Raw genomic sequence first — 15,002 nt, 5'->3', positions numbered from 1 at the left:
ACGTGTCCCGGACGTGTCGTTGGGCACCTCGCTACCCGCGCCGGGCGTGGTGGTGACAAGATGACCGAGGTGGGGTGTGTCCGCATTACCCCACCGTGACCCCCCGATGCAGCCAGGCGACCTGGGAGTTGGACGTGAGCGAGCCGAACGAGACCTTCGACATCGTCATCCTCGGAGGGGGCAGCGGCGGCTACGCAGCGGCGCTGCGCGCCGCTGAGCTGGGCCTGTCCGTCGCGTTGGTCGAGAAGGGCAAGCTCGGCGGCACCTGCCTGCACAACGGCTGCATCCCGACCAAGGCGTTGCTGCACGCCGCCGAGGTCGCCGACCAGACCCGCGAGTCGGAGCAGTTCGGTGTCAAGGCCGAGCTGGTCGGCATCGACATGGCGGCGGTCAACTCGTACAAGGACGGGGTGGTTGCCCGGCTGTACAAGGGGCTGCAGGGCCTGCTGGGTGGCGCGAAGAACATCACCATCGTGTCCGGCGCCGGCCGGCTGGTCGCCCCGAACACCGTCGAGGTCGACGGTAAGCGGTACACCGGCCGCAACATCATCCTGGCCTCCGGCTCGTACGCGAAGAGCCTGCCCGGTCTGGAGGTGGACGGCGAGCGGATCATCACCAGCGACCATGCGCTGGTGATGGACCGGGTCCCGGCGTCGGTGATCGTGCTCGGTGGCGGCGTCATCGGGGTCGAGTTCGCCAGCGTGTGGAAGTCCTTCGGGGTGGACGTCACGATCATCGAGGCGCTGCCCCGGCTGGTCGCCGCCGAGGACGAGGAGTCGTCGAAGGCGCTGGAGCGGGCGTTCCGGAAGCGGAAGATCAACTTCAAGGTCGGCAAGCCGTTCGAGAAGGTCGAGAAGACCGACAGCGGCGTCCGGGTAACCATCGCCGGCGGCGAGACCATCGAGGCCGAGCTGCTGCTGGTCGCCGTCGGCCGGGGACCGAACACCGCCGGCCTCGGCTACGAGGAGCAGGGCGTCCGGATGGACCGGGGTTACGTGCTGACCGATGAGCGGCAGCGCACGAGCGTGCCGAACGTCTACGCGGTCGGCGACATCGTGCCCGGCCTCCAGCTGGCGCACCGCGGCTTCCAGCAGGGCATCTTCGTCGCTGAGGAGATCGCCGGCGAGAATCCGGCCGTCATCGACGAGGCCGGCATCCCGCGGGTCACCTACTCCGACCCCGAGCTGGCGTCGGTTGGTCTGACCGAGGCGAAGGCCAAGGAGCAGTACGGCGCCGACAAGGTCAAGTCCTACAACTACAACCTGGGCGGCAACGGCAAGAGCCAGATCCTCAAGACGACCGGCTTCGTCAAGCTGGTCCGGGTCGAGGACGGCCCGGTCGTCGGCGTACACATGGTGGGTGCCCGGGTCGGCGAGCTGATCGGTGAGGCCCAGCTCATCTACAACTGGGAGGCGTACCCCGCCGAGGTGGCGCAGCTCGTGCACGCCCACCCGACCCAGAACGAGGCGCTGGGTGAGGCGCACCTGGCCCTCGCCGGCAAGCCGCTGCACGCGCACGCCTGACACGACAACCACGGCGTCCGGTGACGGGCGACGATCCCATAGGGGAATGAAGGAGTCTGGAGAAAATGCCGGTATCGGTCACCATGCCCCGGCTCGGTGAGAGCGTCACCGAGGGCACCGTCACGCGCTGGCTCAAGCAGGAGGGCGACACCGTCGAGGTTGACGAGCCGCTACTCGAGGTGTCGACCGACAAGGTGGACACCGAGATCCCGTCCCCCGCGGCCGGTGTCCTGACCCGCATCGTGGTTGGCGAGGACGAGACCGCTGAGGTCGGCAGCGAGCTGGCGACGATCGGCGATGAGGCGTCGGGCGACAACGGGGCGTCAGGCGGCGGCGCGGCCGAGTCGCGGCAGTCCGCGCCCGAGCCGACCGCCGCCGCCGAGGGCACGGGCCCGGAGCCGGCGCAGGAGCAGTCGTCGGCTCCCGCACCCTCGGCCGAGGGCAGCTCGTCGGGCGAGGGCAGCCCGGTGACGATGCCGGCGCTCGGCGAGAGCGTCACCGAGGGGACGGTCACCCGTTGGCTCAAGCAGGTCGGCGACACCGTCGAAGTTGACGAGCCGCTACTCGAGGTGTCGACCGACAAGGTGGACACCGAGATCCCCTCGCCCTTCGCTGGGACCGTCCTGGAGATCACCGTGGCGGAGGACGAGACCGCCGATGTGGGCGCGACGCTGGCGGTCGTCGGCACGGCCGGTGCCGCGGCGAAGCCCGCGCCCAAGCCCGAGGCGAAGCCGGAGCCCGAGGCGAAGCCGGAGCCCGAGGCGAAGGTCACCGAGCCGACCCCGGGCGTCTCCTACAACGAGCCGGCGGCCGAGGCCGAGAGTGCCCCCGATCCGGCGAAGGCGGAGCGGGCCGCCACCCCGTCCGCGCCCGCCTCCCGGCCGGCGACGACCGGCGGCACGGAGAACGCCGGCTACGTCACCCCGCTGGTCCGCAAGCTCGCCGGCGAGCACGGGGTTGACCTCACCACGGTCAACGGCACCGGCGTCGGTGGCCGGATCCGCAAGCAGGACGTGCTCGACGCGGCCGAGCAGGCCCGCGCCGCCAAGGCGGCTCCGGCCCCGGCGGCGCAGCCCGCCGCCCCCGCGGCGAAGCCGGCGGCCCGGCCCACGCCCAGCAGCAAGCGGGGCACCACAGAGAAGCTGCCGCGGATCCGTACGACCATCGCGAAGCGGATGCACGAGTCGCTGCACGAGATGGCGCAGCTCACCACCGTGGTCGAGGTCGACGTCACCCGGATCGCGAAGCTGCGGGCGCAGACGAAGGACGCCTTCCAGCAGCGGCACGGTGTGAAGCTGTCCTTCCTGCCGTTCTTCGCCCTGGCGGCCGTCGAGGCGTTGCAGGCGTACCCGATCGTCAACGCCCAGATGGACCTGGGGGCCGGGAAAATCACCTACCCGGAGGCGGAGCACCTCGGCGTCGCCGTGGACACCGAGCGGGGCCTGATGGTGCCGGTCATCCACAACGCCGGCGACCTCAACCTGGGCGGCATCGCCAAGCGGGTCGCCGACCTGGCCGAGCGCACCCGGACCAACAAGATCAGCCCGGATGAGCTCGCTGGCGCGACGTTCACGCTGACCAACACCGGTAGCCGGGGCGCCCTCTTCGACACCCCGATCGTGCCGTCGCCGCAGTCGGCGATGCTCGGCACGGGTGCCGTGGTCAAGCGCCCGGTCGTGGTCAACGACCCGGAACTGGGCGAGGTCGTGGCCGTCCGGTCGATGATCTACCTGGCCCTGTCGTACGACCACCGACTGATCGACGGCGCCGACGCCGCCCGTTTCCTTGGCACGGTCAAGGAGCGGCTGGAGGCCGGCAACTTCGAGGCCGAACTGGGCCGGTAACACCCGACCCGACGACGGTGGGCTGCCCGGATCACCGGGCAGCCCACCGTCGTCTCAGGGCTCCGGCTGCTCGGCGACGAAGACACCGACGCCGTGTACTCCCTCGACAAGCCCTTGCGGCTGAAGCACCAGGATCGCCTGGCGCACGACCGTCTGCGACACGCCATGCTCCTGCTTGAGCTGCGCCGTTGACGGCAACTTCTCCCCCGGCACCCACTCCCCGGACTCGATCCGCGCACGGATACGGTCCGCGAGGAGCACCCACTTCGCTTTGGCGGGCATCCACACTCCCAGGTCAGCACCGCCATTCGACCATGAAGATGCCACGAGCAGCACTAGCCGTTGTTGTCACCCTCCGGCGGTTCTGCGACGAACACGCCGACTCCCTGAACGCCTTCTACCAAGCCTTCGGTTCGTAACGCGAAGATGGCCTGACGCACGACGATGGCGGAGACGCCGTGCTCCTCGCACAGTTGCCGTGTTGATGGGAGCTTGTCTCCCGGAGCGAGCTCACCGGACGCGACCTGCTCACGGATGTGGTCGACGAGCTTCGCCCACTTGGGTTTGGCGGGCATCTTAATCTCCCTGGTCTGCACCGCCATTTGATCACGCACCTACTTGTGATTGCAACCAATGCCCACCGATGCCTTATTTTATATAAGCGCCTATGTGATGTTGAGTCTCGGCCGGCTCCCTGGTCTGCAACCGGGCTGGCCACTCCGTGAAACGCGCCCGATCGGCCGCTCGCCCCCCCCCGAAGGTCGTTCGGGTGCCACGCCCTGCCCGAGCCTCTGACACAGAGAAAGATCCCAACCCTGGGGGTGGTTCCGGTGCCAACCGTCGCCGGAGCCTCTGCGGACCGGCCCTCCGGTGCCGCGACCCGAGAGGAGATGCCATGCCACAAGCCGCACCCCGACCGGTCGATGTGGAGCGCAACTCGCCGAGGCGAAACACGCCGCGCGTACTCCCCCGGTGGCGGCAGCCCGACCCGCCGGTGCCACTCGCGCCCCGGCACCGGCGGACCTGGCGGGGGCTACGGCGCTGGTGCTCGTGCGGCCTACGCTGGACCGCCTGCCCGGACCGGCACGCACCCATCCCGACCGAGCCGCCGACCCAAGGCCGAGGCCGCGAAACACCCGTTGGCATGACGAGCCGACCCAGGCGAACCCACAGGTGGGGCGGGCTGGGCGGTTGACCCTCGCGCAGGCCTGGCGGGCTAACGGTGGGCACTGGTGACGGAACGTCCGCACACTCCACTGCGGCCGCTCTGGCTCTGCCGACGATGCGCCGCACCGTGGCCGTGCGGCTCCGCCCGTTTGACGCTGCTGCGGGAGTACGCCGACAATCGGGTTGCGTTGATCATCTATCTCGGCGGGCTGCTGTACGAGGCGACCGAAGAACTGCACACGCTCAACCCGCAGGAGACGCTGGACGCGGGTCAGCTCTTCGACCGGTTCCTCGGCTGGCACCGAAGCCGGGGTTAGGGGACCAGCCCGCCGGCGAACGCGACGAACGGCGGTGGCGCCCCCGTCGAACACCTCACCAACGAGGTTCGCGGTGGGTAACCGGTTCGATACCCTACGCACGTGTGGTCGCGACACCGTCGTGCCCGGGACTGGCTCCAGCAGCGGGATCCGGACTACTGTGCCACCCGACATGCGACGCGGTTGACCCTCGTCGCCTGCCTGCTCTTCTATGGCTGCCGGTACGGCCTGGGCAGCCCCCTCATGGCGGCGTACGCGCTGTTCGGCACGCTCGCCGCGGGCGTGTTCGCCCAGTTGCCGGGCGGGCCGGCCCAGCGAGCCCGAACGCTACTCGCCGCGCTGCCGGTCATCTGGCTCCTGATCGCCGCCGGGACCATGCTGGCCGCGAGCACCTGGACCGCCGCGACCGGCATGCTCGTGATCGGGTTCGCCGTCGCCTTCGCCGGAGTCAGCGGACCTCGCCTGATCGGCCTCGCCAGCGCATTTCAACTCTCCTTCATCCTGGCCAGCTTCCCCCCGTACCAGCCCGACACCCTGCCGGAGCGGCTGGTCGGAGTGACGCTCGCTGTCGTCGGGGTCGCGGCAGCCGAGGTGTGGCTCTGGCCCGGGCCGGCGCCGGCCACCACCGCGCAGCGCCTGGGCTGGGCCGCGCGGAGCACCGCCGCGTTCGTCGCCGCGCTCGCGGACATGCTGGCCGGGCAGCCGGCCGCCGCTGCGGAGGCCCGGCGACGCCGGGTCCACGCGGCCAACACCGTCACGCAGACCCAGATGTGGCGGCTGCCGCCGACCGAGCGGGCAACGTCGGCGAGCCGGCAGGACCACGCGCTGCGGGACGCGGCCACCGACCTGCACCAGACGGTACGGCTCGCCGGTTGGCTCCGGCGGAGCGCCGCGACGACCACCGACGTGGAGGTGGCGACTTCCCTGCGGCGCTGCGCCGCGTCCCTGGACCACTCGGGGGACGCCCTGTTGGGCATGGAGCGGGCGTCCCACGACGCGGTCGTGACCATGGAGCACGAACAGCCGAACGCCGGGCGATCAGCCAGCACCAGTCAGCTACGCGCGGCCGCGATCACCCGGTCGCTGGCGCGACACACAGACTTCGTCGCGACCGCCGTCCGGATTGCGGAAGGCCACCGTGACACCACCCACCAGCCGGCCGGACCACACAGCTTCTGGTATCAACATCGAAGCGTCCCGTCGCTGTACTGGCAACGGCTGCGGATCCACCTCACCCCACGCTCGGTCTTCTTCCAGCGCGCCCTTCGACTCGCCGTCGCCCTGGCCGCCGCCCGGCTGATCGCCGGTGCGCTGAATCTGGAGCACGGCTTCTGGGTGCTCCTGGCCATCCTGACCCTCCTGCGGACCTCCGCCGCGGACACGTGGGCCACGTTCCGCCGGGCTCTGGCCGGCACCCTCGTCGGCGCCGCCGCCGGGGCCCTGTTGTTGCTGGCCGCTCCCCAGCAGGAGACGTACGCGGTGCTCCTGCCACTGACGATGCTGCTGGCCCTGGGGGTGGGTCCACTACTCGGACTCGCCTGGTGGCAGGCGTTTCTCACGCTACTGTTGATCACCGCCTTCGCTCAGCTCACCCCGACCGGCTGGCAGCTGGCCGGGGTCCGCCTGCTGGACGTCCTTACCGGCGCGGCGATCGGCGTCGGCACCGGAATCCTCATGTGGCCCAAGGGCGGCGGTGGCGAACTTCGCCGATACACGGCGGCCTACCTCGGCGCGGGTGCTCGCGCGGTCGAGGAGACCGTCATGGGGCTGGCGGGACGAGACCACGCATCCGGCCGAGCCCCTTCCCATCGTGGTGAGACGGGTGGCCAACAGGCGCTTGCGGCAGCACACCGGGCGCAGATCCTCACCGACGCGTCGTTCTGCCAGTACCACCTGGAGCGCAACCATCCGCGACCCACCGACGTGGACTGGGAGGCGGCCCTGGCCGCGGGGCATCGCATCGTACGCGGTGCGGAGCGATTCGGCACCGGCGACCGGGCTGGCACGCTGGCGCCCCGGTGGCCCGGGCCCACCGACCAGCTGGTGCGCCGGGCGCAACGGCTGCGCTCCGACTACGCCGACCTGGCCAATCGCCTGGCCCAGGGCCACCTGCACGATCCGGCCCCTGTCGCGCAGCCAACGATGGGTGTCGTCGAACAGGTCCACGAGATCATTCAAAGCGGCGCCCGACGGGCCGACGTCCTGCACCTGATCGAGGTCGACCACTGGCTGGCCGATCTCGGCCGATCTTTCAACCGGATCCCGGCACGGCACGAGGAGCGGTGCAATCCGCCCGGACCGTCGAACCCGCCGGCCGGCTAACGCGGACGCACGTGTTGGTCGTAAAAGCGGATCTTGGCCTGTAGGTGGTCGTATTGACGTTGGAGCAGTCGCATCCGCTCCTCGACCCGCCCAGCGTGCTGAGCCAACAGCGCCTGGCGTTCCCCGACGGTGTGCTCGCCCGCGCGGGCTAGTTCGGCGTACCGACACATCTCGGCGATCGGCATGCCGGTGTCGCGCAGACAACGGAACAACACGAGCCATTCCAGGTCGTCGTCGGTGAAGACGCGCCGGCCACTGGAGCTACGGCCAACCTCGTTGAGCAGGCCGATCTTCTCGTAGTACCGAAGCGTGTCGAGGCTGAATCCGCTGCGCCGCGCGGCCTCGGAGGGTGCGTACCCGGGCATGTCGGCAGCCTAGTACTTGAACTGGAGTGCACTCCAGGTTGCAAGCTGGCCCGCATGACGATGACACGGACACTGGGCCACAGCGGTATCGAGGTCAGCGCGATCGGAATGGGGTGCTGGGCGATTGGCGGGCCGCTGTGGGGCGACGGCGGGCAGCCATTCGGCTGGGGTGAGGTCGACGACGACGAGTCGGTCCGCACCGTTCACGCCGCACTCGACCACGGCGGGAACTTCTTCGACACCGCCAGCAACTACGGTGCCGGGCACAGTGAGCGGATTCTCGGCCGCGCCCTCGCCGGGCGCCGGGAGCAGGCGGTGATAGCCACGAAGTTCGGCACCTGCTTCGAGGAGGCGACCCGTCGATGGACCGGGACCGACCACAGTCCCACACACACCGTGACGAGCCTGGAGGGGTCGCTGCGCCGCCTCGGCACCGACCACGTCGACCTCTACCAGTTGCACCTGAACGACCTTTCGACCTCCGCCGCGCTCGACCTGGTCGACACGCTGGAGGACCTGGTCAGCCAGGGCAAGATCCGGGCGTACGGCTGGAGTACCGATCACCCGGCTTCGGCGGCGGCGTTTGCGGCGGCCGGCCCGCACTGCGTCACCGTCCAACACGACCAGTCGGTGTTGAAGGACAACGCGGCGATGCTCGCCGTCTGCGACACCTACGACCTGGCAAGCATCAACAAGGCTCCGCTGGCGATGGGTCTGCTCACCGGCGCGACCCGGGCGGTCGGCTCCGACGACATTCGCGGCGCGGCTCCGCCGTGGCTGGTCTGGTTCACCGACGGCCGCCCCACCCCGGAGTGGGCCCAGCGGGTGACGCAGATCCGGACTGCGCTCACCGCCGATGGTCGCACCCTGGCACAGGGCGCACTGGGCTGGCTGCTGGCCCGCAGTCCCCGGACCGTACCGATCCCCGGCTGCCGCACCGTCGCCCAGGCAGCGGAGAACGTCGGCACGCTCGCCCGTGGTCCGCTCCCGGCGGATGCGTACGCCGAGGTCGAGCGCCTGCTGGCGGATCTTCGACGAACCCCAGCCGAATCGGTCAGGTGACCAACTCAACGCATCTATCGGCCACCCGTGTCCGAGAATATGCGCATGCGGATTCTGATGGCCGGCGCGTCCGGCTTCCTCGGCACCCGACTGACCGACCGGCTCACCGCGGATGGACACCACGTGACCCGGCTGGTCCGCCGGCCGCCGCGTGGCGCCGACGAACGACAGTGGAACCCGACCGCGGCGCAGCTCGACCCGGCGGTGGTGGCGGAGGCCGACGCCGTGGTCAACCTGGCCGGTGCGGGCGTCGGTGACCGCCGGTGGAACGACGAGTACCGGCGGGTCATCCGCTCCAGTCGAGTGGACACCACCACCACGCTGGCGATCACGATCGCCGGGCTGCGGACTGCCGACCGCCCGAAGGTGCTGGTCAACTCGTCGGCGGTGGGGTGGTACGGCAACACCGGTGACCGGGCCGTTGACGAGGAGGCAGCCGCCGGCGAGGGCTTCCTGGCCGATGTCTGCCGGGTGTGGGAGGCCGCGACCCGGCCGGCTGAGGACGCCGGGGTACGCGTGGTCCGGCTGCGGACCGGGTTGCCGCTGCATCGCGACGGCGGCCTACTCAAGCCGATGTTGCTGCCGTTCCGGCTCGGCATCGCGGGCCGGTTGGGCAACGGCCGGCAGTGGCTGCCGTGGATCGCGCTGGTGGACTGGGTGGACGCTGCCGCCCTCGCCATTGGGCAGGCCGACCTCACCGGCCCGGTTAACGCGGTCGGGCCGGCACCGGTGACCAATGCCGAGTTCACCCGGGAGCTGGCCCGGCAGCTGCACCGTCCGGCGGTCATCCCGATCCCGGCGCTGGCGCTGAAGGTGGCGCTCGGTGGCTTCGCACAGGAGGCGCTGACCAGCGCTCGGGTCCTGCCGGGGGCGCTGACCCGAGCGGGGTTCACCTACCGTCACCCGGATCTGGCCAGCGCCCTGCACGCCGGGCTCGCGGCGGAACCGGACCGATGACCAGCGACCCGGTGCGGGGCACGCCGCCAGCGACAGCGACAGCGACAGCGACCAGCTTTAACGAACTCTTCCGCGCAGGTCTGACCGGCGCGTCCAGCCCCGGTTGGTAACGTCCGCTCCGTGCCGACCTCGCCGTCCGTGTCCACGCCGACCCCGCCCGCCCGCGTTCGCCGTAGCCGCCGGGCGGATCTGCTCGTAGCGTTCATCGCGCTCGCCCTCGCGGTCTGGGTGACCAGTGGGCTCTGGCGGGACCCGAACGGTCGCACGGTCATGGTCAACTCCAGCGACCAGGCGCTGTTCGAGTGGCTACTGGCCTTCGGTGGGCACGCCCTCACCCACGGGCAGAACCCACTCTTCACGTACATGATCAACGTGCCCGATGGGGTCAACCTCGCGGTCAACACGTCGATCACCGTGTACGCGGCGCTTTTCGCACCACTGACGTACCTGATCGGGCCGCCTGCCACCTTCCTGGTGATCCTCACGCTCAACCTCGCCGCCACCGCGATCGCCTGGTACTGGCTGCTCAACCGCCAGTTCGCCCGCAGCCCGCTCGCCGCCGGGCTGGGTGGGCTCTTCATCGGCTTCTCCCCCGGCATGGTCTCGCACGCCAACGCCCACCTGAACTGGACCGCCGGTTGGTTGGTGCCGCTGCTGATCTGGCGTGCCTTCGCCCTACGTCGCAGCGAGCACCGGATCCGCGACGGCGTCCTCCTCGGTGTGCTGGTCGCCGTGGCGTTCTCCATCGCCGCCGAAGGACTCTTCTTCACCGCAATCGCCCTCGGCCTCTTCGTCGCCGTCTGGGCGCTGCACCCGGCCAGCCGTGCCGAGGCACGCGCGGTGTTGCCGGGCTTCCTCGGCGGGCTCGCGGTGACCGCGCTGGTGGCGGGGGTGCTGCTGGCGTACCCGCTGTGGCTGCACTTCGCCGGCCCGCAACGCTTCGACGGCACCGGATTCGACGCGGTGATCCACTCCGAGGATATCGCCGCGTACGGCGCATACCCTCGGCGCTCGATCGCTGGCGAGGCCGGGCTACGAACCGGCCTCGCACCCAACCCGACCGAGGAGAACTCGTTCTTCGGGCTACCGCTGCTGCTGCTCACCATCGCCGCCTTCGTGCTGCTGTGGCGGCGCGTCCAACAGGCGCCCCAACGGGCCACCCTCTGGGCGCTCGGGGCGGTGGCGGTGGTCTTCACCGTGCTGTCGTTCGGGCCGCAGGCCACGTTCGCCGGCCACCGCTTCGACCTGCCGATGCCCTTCGACCTCTTGGCTCACCTACCGGTAGTCAACGCCGCACTACCCGCCCGGTTAGCGCTGGTCGTGGCGCCGGTGATCGGGGTGCTGCTCGCGTACACGGTGGATGCGCTCCGGGCCGAACCACCGCGGTCCCGGCCGGCCCGGCTCGCCTGGCTTGCGGCGTTCGCCGTGGCGCTGGTGCCGCTGACGCCGACCCCACTGATCACCGTCGAGCGGGAGCCGATCCCCCGCTTCTTCACCTCCGGTGTCTGGCGGGACTACGTCTCACCGGGCGGGGTCCTCACGCCGATCCCGCTGACCGTCGATGTGTACCCGGACGGGCAACGGTGGCAGGCACACGTTCTCGCGGACCGGCAGGGCGAGTTCCGGATCCCGTCCGGGTTCTTCCTCGGCCCGGGCGGTCCGGACGGGCGGGGCCGGATCGGTCCGGTGCCCCGGCCACTGAGCGCCATCCTCGACGAGGCCGCCCGCCTGGGTGTGGTGCCGATCGTCACCGAGGGAACCCGGGCAGATGTCGAAGCCGACCTGCGGCACTGGCAGATCGAGACTCTGGTGCTCGCGGACCAGGTACACGGGGCGAAGTGGACCGTTGACGAGGAGGCGCTCCGGCAGACCGCCACCGAGCTGTTCGGTGAGCCGGAGCGCGTCGAGGACGTCTGGGTCTGGCGGGTCCCGTCCAGCTGAGCCGTGAGACGGGCGTACCGGTGAGTCGGATCACGAGCCGGGGTGACTGGCGGGTACGGGACTAGGCTGGGCCCGTGAGCACGACTACCCCGGACCTGACCATTGTCCGCGCCGGCACTCTCGGCTACGAGGCCGCGTGGGAGGAGCAGCGCCGGCTGCACGAGTCGGTGATTGCTGACGAACGTGGCGACGCCGTGCTGCTGTTGGAGCACCCCAGCGTCTACACCGCGGGCAAACGCACCGAGCCGTCGGACCGGCCGATGGACGGTACGCCGGTCATCGACGTTGACCGAGGCGGCAAGATCACCTGGCATGGCCCCGGACAGCTCGTCGGGTATCCGATCCTGCGCCTACCCAACCCGGTCGACGTGGTCGCGTACGTGCGCCGGGTGGAGCAGATGCTGATCGACGTCTGTACCGAGTTCGGGCTGCTGGCCGGCCGGATCGAGGGGCGGAGCGGAGTCTGGGTGCCGGCGGACGACCGCGGGCCCGCGCGTAAGGTCGCCGCCATCGGTATCCGCGTCGCTCGCGGCGTCACCCTGCACGGCTTCTCGCTGAACTGTGACTGCGACCTGACGTACTACGACCGGATCGTCCCGTGCGGCATCAGCGACGCCGGGGTGACCTCACTCACCGCCGAGCTGGGCCGACCGGTGACTGTGGCGGACGCCCTTCCGGTGGTCGAGCGGCACCTGACCACCCTCGTCGAGTCCTGAGCCCACCGCACGGGGCCCGACCCCGCCGAGGGCTGGCCGACCCCGCCGACGCATCGATCGCCGACAGCTGCCCGGGCTACCCATCCGGGAATGCCTACCCGGACGCCTATTGAGTGGCTGTTTGATCCGCAATAGGCTCGAGCCGTCGATCAAGCGATCGGGTTTGGCATGCGGAAGATCTATGTCGAGACGATGATCACGACATCCGTGGACGAGGTGTGGCGGGCAACGCAGGACCCCGCCGAGCACCGCCGCTGGGACGCTCGCTTCGGCCGCATCGACCCGATACCCGGAAGCTCGCCAGCCCGCTTCCGGTACGCCACAACCGTGGCCCCCGGACTGACCATCAGCGGTTGGGGAGTCCACGCCGGAGAACGTGACCGCCCGGACGGCAGCCGCAGCTCGGCACTGCGCTTCGGGTCGGACGATCCACGCTCGCTGATCGCCGTGGGGTCCGGCTACTGGCGCTACCTGCCCACTGCCTCCGGTGTGCGGTTTCTGACCGGCTACACGTACACGCCGCGCTGGGGACCGCTAGGGCGGGCCTTCGACCTCGCCTTCCGCCCGCTCTTCGGATGGGCCACCGCCTGGTCGTTCGATCGGCTGCGGATCTGGCTGGAGCACGGCGTCGCGCCCGAACAAGCCCGGCGCAACGCGGCACGCGAGGCGCTCGCACGTCTGCTCGGGCTCACGGCGGTGGCGGCCGGCGCGGCGGCACTCGGCGGAACAGCCCCCGTCGTCACCATCACTACCGCGATGGCCACGGTGGCCGCGGTGGCCCTGCCCCCGCGGCCACACACTCCGGCAGCCCGCCGCTGCCGTCGCCGGCCGTCGAAGCATCGTGCGGCCCAGCCACCGGAGGAGTTGGCCACGCTGTGAAACCTGTCTTCCGCACCGCCCTCGGGGCTGACTTCAACCGACTCCATCCGGAGTTGCAGCGCCGCTTCGATATCGACGGCCACACCCAGCTGGGATGCGTCGGTAGCGGCGTGATGGACCGCATCTGGCGCGGCGCCGCTTTCACCCGCCCGTTTCTGTACCTCGGCACATTCCGACACATCCTGTTCCCGGAAAACCGGTACGGACGTCCCCTTCACCATCGAGAACTACGCCTACCCCGACTCCTTCGGCCGGCCGACGCTGAGCTTCGTACGCACCTTCCAGCTCGCACCCGGGCGGCGACGCCGCTTCGACGCGACGATGGTCTGGAGCGCCCGTCGCGGAGTTCTGGTCGATTACCTCGGGACGCACCAACACCTGTCGGTCGACCTGCACCTCGGTGTCGACCCAACCGGCGCACTCACCATCCGAAGCGGCAGCTACCGGTGGCGCAGCGGCCTGCGCTGCCCGTCATTAATCACCGGTGAGGCCCGCCTACGCGAGTGGTACGACGACCGGGCCGGCCGGTTTCGGATCGAGGTAACTGTGGCGAACCGCCAGTTCGGTCCGCTGTTCGGCTACTCGGGCAGCTTTACCGTCCGCTACCTGCGCCCCGACTGCGCACCCGTCCCAGCAGCCGTCTATCCGGTGCGAGAGAACCTGCGGGACTGAGCTCGCTCCGACGACGTCCCGAATCACCGGGTCATCGGTGGCACGATCGGCAAGGATTCCTCCGCACCGCGGGGAAGAGAACTTCATCATCGCCGCGGCACGGCTGCAGGGTGTCCGGGGTCACCGCGCCAACGGCGTGATGCCGGTCGCCCATCGTGCATCGACAGCGGACGACGGGCGTAGGCTCGACTTCGTGACGATCGAGCACTCCGCGCCGACGACCGACCAGGCAGCGCGTACCGCGACGCCCGCTCCCGAGGGGCGGCGTCTCCTGCGGATCGAGGCGCGCAACGCTGAGACGCCGATCGAGCGGAAACCACCGTGGATCAAGGTCAAGGCCAAGATGGGCCCGGAGTACACCCAGCTGCGCGGTCTCGTCACGCGGGAGGGGTTGCACACGGTCTGCCAGGAGGCCGGCTGCCCGAACATTTACGAATGCTGGGAAGACCGGGAGGCCACCTTCCTCATCGGCGGCGACCAGTGCACCCGCCGCTGTGACTTCTGCCAGATCGACACCGGCAAGCCGGCCGAGTTCGACGCCGACGAGCCGCGCCGCGTCGGCGAGTCGGTGGTCTCGATGGGGCTGCGCTACGCGACCATCACCGGGGTCGCCCGCGATGACCTGCCCGACGGCGGTGCCTGGCTCTATGCGGAGACTGTCCGGCAGATTCACGCCCTTCAGCCGGGCTGCGGGGTCGAGCTGTTGATCCCCGACTTCAACGCCGTCCCCGAGCAGCTCGCCGAGGTCTTCGGAGCCCGGCCGGAGGTGCTCGGGCACAACGTCGAGACCGTGCCGCGGATCTTCAAGCGGATCCGGCCGGCGTTCCGCTACGAGCGGTCGCTGGACGTGATCCGGCAGGCCCGCGCCGCCGGCCTGGTCACCAAGAGCAACCTGATCCTCGGCATGGGCGAAGAACGCGCCGAGATCTCCCAGGCCCTCCGGGACCTGCACGAGGCGGGTTGCGAGCTGATCACCATCACGCAGTATCTGCGCCCCTCCCCCCGCCACCACCCCGTCGAACGCTGGGTCAAGCCGGAGGAGTTCGTCGAGCTCCGGGAGGAGGCCGAGGAGATCGGCTACGCCGGCGTGATGAGCGGACCGCTGGTCCGCTCGTCGTACCGCGCCGGCCGCCTCTACCGGCAGGCACTCGCGGCCCGCGGCAACGCCCCGGTCAACGTCGTCGGCTGACTGGTTCCGGGACGGGCCGCCGCGGCACCCGCTAGCCCGAAATGCCAT

14 protein-coding genes and 1 pseudogene are annotated in these 15,002 nt (G+C 70.3%); 12 read left to right on the top strand and 3 right to left on the bottom strand.

Annotation, left to right across the window (positions count from 1 at the left end; genetic code table 11):
- The first annotated feature begins 95 nt into the window (after positions 1-95).
- Together lpdA and sucB are read left to right on the top strand one after the other, a co-directional pair.
- A complete protein-coding gene (gene lpdA, locus B116_RS0102235; RefSeq protein WP_027659097.1) occupies positions 96-1,523 on the top strand; it encodes a dihydrolipoyl dehydrogenase in 1,428 nt (475 codons plus the stop codon).
- A 65-nt stretch (positions 1,524-1,588) separates the two neighbouring features.
- On the top strand, positions 1,589-3,367 hold the full coding sequence (gene sucB / locus B116_RS0102230) for a 2-oxoglutarate dehydrogenase, E2 component, dihydrolipoamide succinyltransferase (RefSeq protein WP_027659096.1): 1,779 nt from the start codon (positions 1,589-1,591) through the stop codon (positions 3,365-3,367).
- A 54-nt stretch (positions 3,368-3,421) separates the two neighbouring features.
- Here sucB and B116_RS0102225 read toward each other — a convergent pair whose 3' ends face one another.
- Both B116_RS0102225 and B116_RS0102220 read right to left on the bottom strand, forming a co-directional pair.
- The gene (locus tag B116_RS0102225; protein WP_027659095.1) at positions 3,422-3,655 is read right to left on the bottom strand and encodes a GntR family transcriptional regulator; all 234 of its coding nucleotides are present in this window, start codon (positions 3,653-3,655) and stop codon (positions 3,422-3,424) included.
- 47 nt (positions 3,656-3,702) lie between these two features.
- Positions 3,703-3,969: a winged helix-turn-helix domain-containing protein gene (locus B116_RS0102220; protein WP_018721420.1), complete on the bottom strand. Its 267-nt coding sequence runs from the start codon at positions 3,967-3,969 to the stop codon at positions 3,703-3,705.
- Between the two features lie 630 nt (positions 3,970-4,599).
- On the opposite strand from B116_RS0102220, the gene B116_RS0102215 reads away from it, so the two are divergent.
- Positions 4,600-4,851: a hypothetical protein gene (locus tag B116_RS0102215; protein WP_027659094.1), complete on the top strand. Its 252-nt coding sequence runs from the start codon at positions 4,600-4,602 to the stop codon at positions 4,849-4,851.
- Between the two features lie 102 nt (positions 4,852-4,953).
- Entirely contained in the window at positions 4,954-7,173 is a 2,220-nt protein-coding gene (locus B116_RS0102210) for an FUSC family protein (protein ID WP_027659093.1), read from the top strand.
- Here the strand turns inward: B116_RS0102210 and B116_RS0102205 are convergent.
- Positions 7,170-7,538: a MerR family transcriptional regulator gene (locus B116_RS0102205; protein WP_018721417.1), complete on the bottom strand. Its 369-nt coding sequence runs from the start codon at positions 7,536-7,538 to the stop codon at positions 7,170-7,172. The two genes, B116_RS0102210 and B116_RS0102205, sit on opposite strands and share 4 nt — an antisense overlap.
- A 54-nt stretch (positions 7,539-7,592) precedes the next feature.
- On the opposite strand from B116_RS0102205, the gene B116_RS0102200 reads away from it, so the two are divergent.
- The 8 genes and pseudogenes from B116_RS0102200 (at position 7,593) to lipA (ending at position 14,954) form a co-directional block, all read left to right on the top strand.
- Positions 7,593-8,600, top strand: a complete 1,008-nt coding sequence (locus tag B116_RS0102200; protein WP_018721416.1) for an aldo/keto reductase — start codon at positions 7,593-7,595, stop codon at positions 8,598-8,600.
- Between the two features lie 45 nt (positions 8,601-8,645).
- Entirely contained in the window at positions 8,646-9,557 is a 912-nt protein-coding gene (locus B116_RS0102195) for a TIGR01777 family oxidoreductase (protein ID WP_027659092.1), read from the top strand.
- 120 nt (positions 9,558-9,677) lie between these two features.
- A complete protein-coding gene (locus B116_RS0102190; protein WP_027659091.1) occupies positions 9,678-11,498 on the top strand; it encodes a hypothetical protein in 1,821 nt (606 codons plus the stop codon).
- Positions 11,499-11,572: 74 nt separating this feature from the next.
- The gene (gene lipB / locus B116_RS0102185; RefSeq protein WP_027659090.1) at positions 11,573-12,214 is read left to right on the top strand and encodes a lipoyl(octanoyl) transferase LipB; all 642 of its coding nucleotides are present in this window, start codon (positions 11,573-11,575) and stop codon (positions 12,212-12,214) included.
- 168 nt (positions 12,215-12,382) lie between these two features.
- Positions 12,383-13,093 (top strand): SRPBCC family protein, encoded by a 711-nt coding sequence (locus B116_RS0102180; protein WP_027659089.1) that lies wholly within the window; start codon positions 12,383-12,385, stop codon positions 13,091-13,093.
- A pseudogene (locus B116_RS28580) lies at positions 13,090-13,248 on the top strand (DUF4166 domain-containing protein); the annotation flags it as partial. The gene B116_RS0102180 and the pseudogene B116_RS28580, both read left to right, overlap by 4 nt.
- Positions 13,249-13,312: 64 nt before the next feature.
- Entirely contained in the window at positions 13,313-13,765 is a 453-nt protein-coding gene (locus B116_RS24640; RefSeq protein ID WP_263404854.1) for a DUF4166 domain-containing protein, read from the top strand.
- 139 nt (positions 13,766-13,904) lie between these two features.
- Positions 13,905-14,954, top strand: a complete 1,050-nt coding sequence (gene lipA / locus B116_RS0102170) for a lipoyl synthase (RefSeq protein ID WP_082312672.1) — start codon at positions 13,905-13,907, stop codon at positions 14,952-14,954.
- Positions 14,955-15,002 lie beyond the last annotated feature (48 nt).

The organism is Salinispora fenicalii, assembly GCF_000514815.1.
Lineage (GTDB): Bacteria > Actinomycetota > Actinomycetes > Mycobacteriales > Micromonosporaceae > Micromonospora > Micromonospora fenicalii.
The sequence above is the reverse complement of the archived record's forward strand: the minus strand, read 5'-3'. Positions and strand labels throughout refer to the sequence as shown.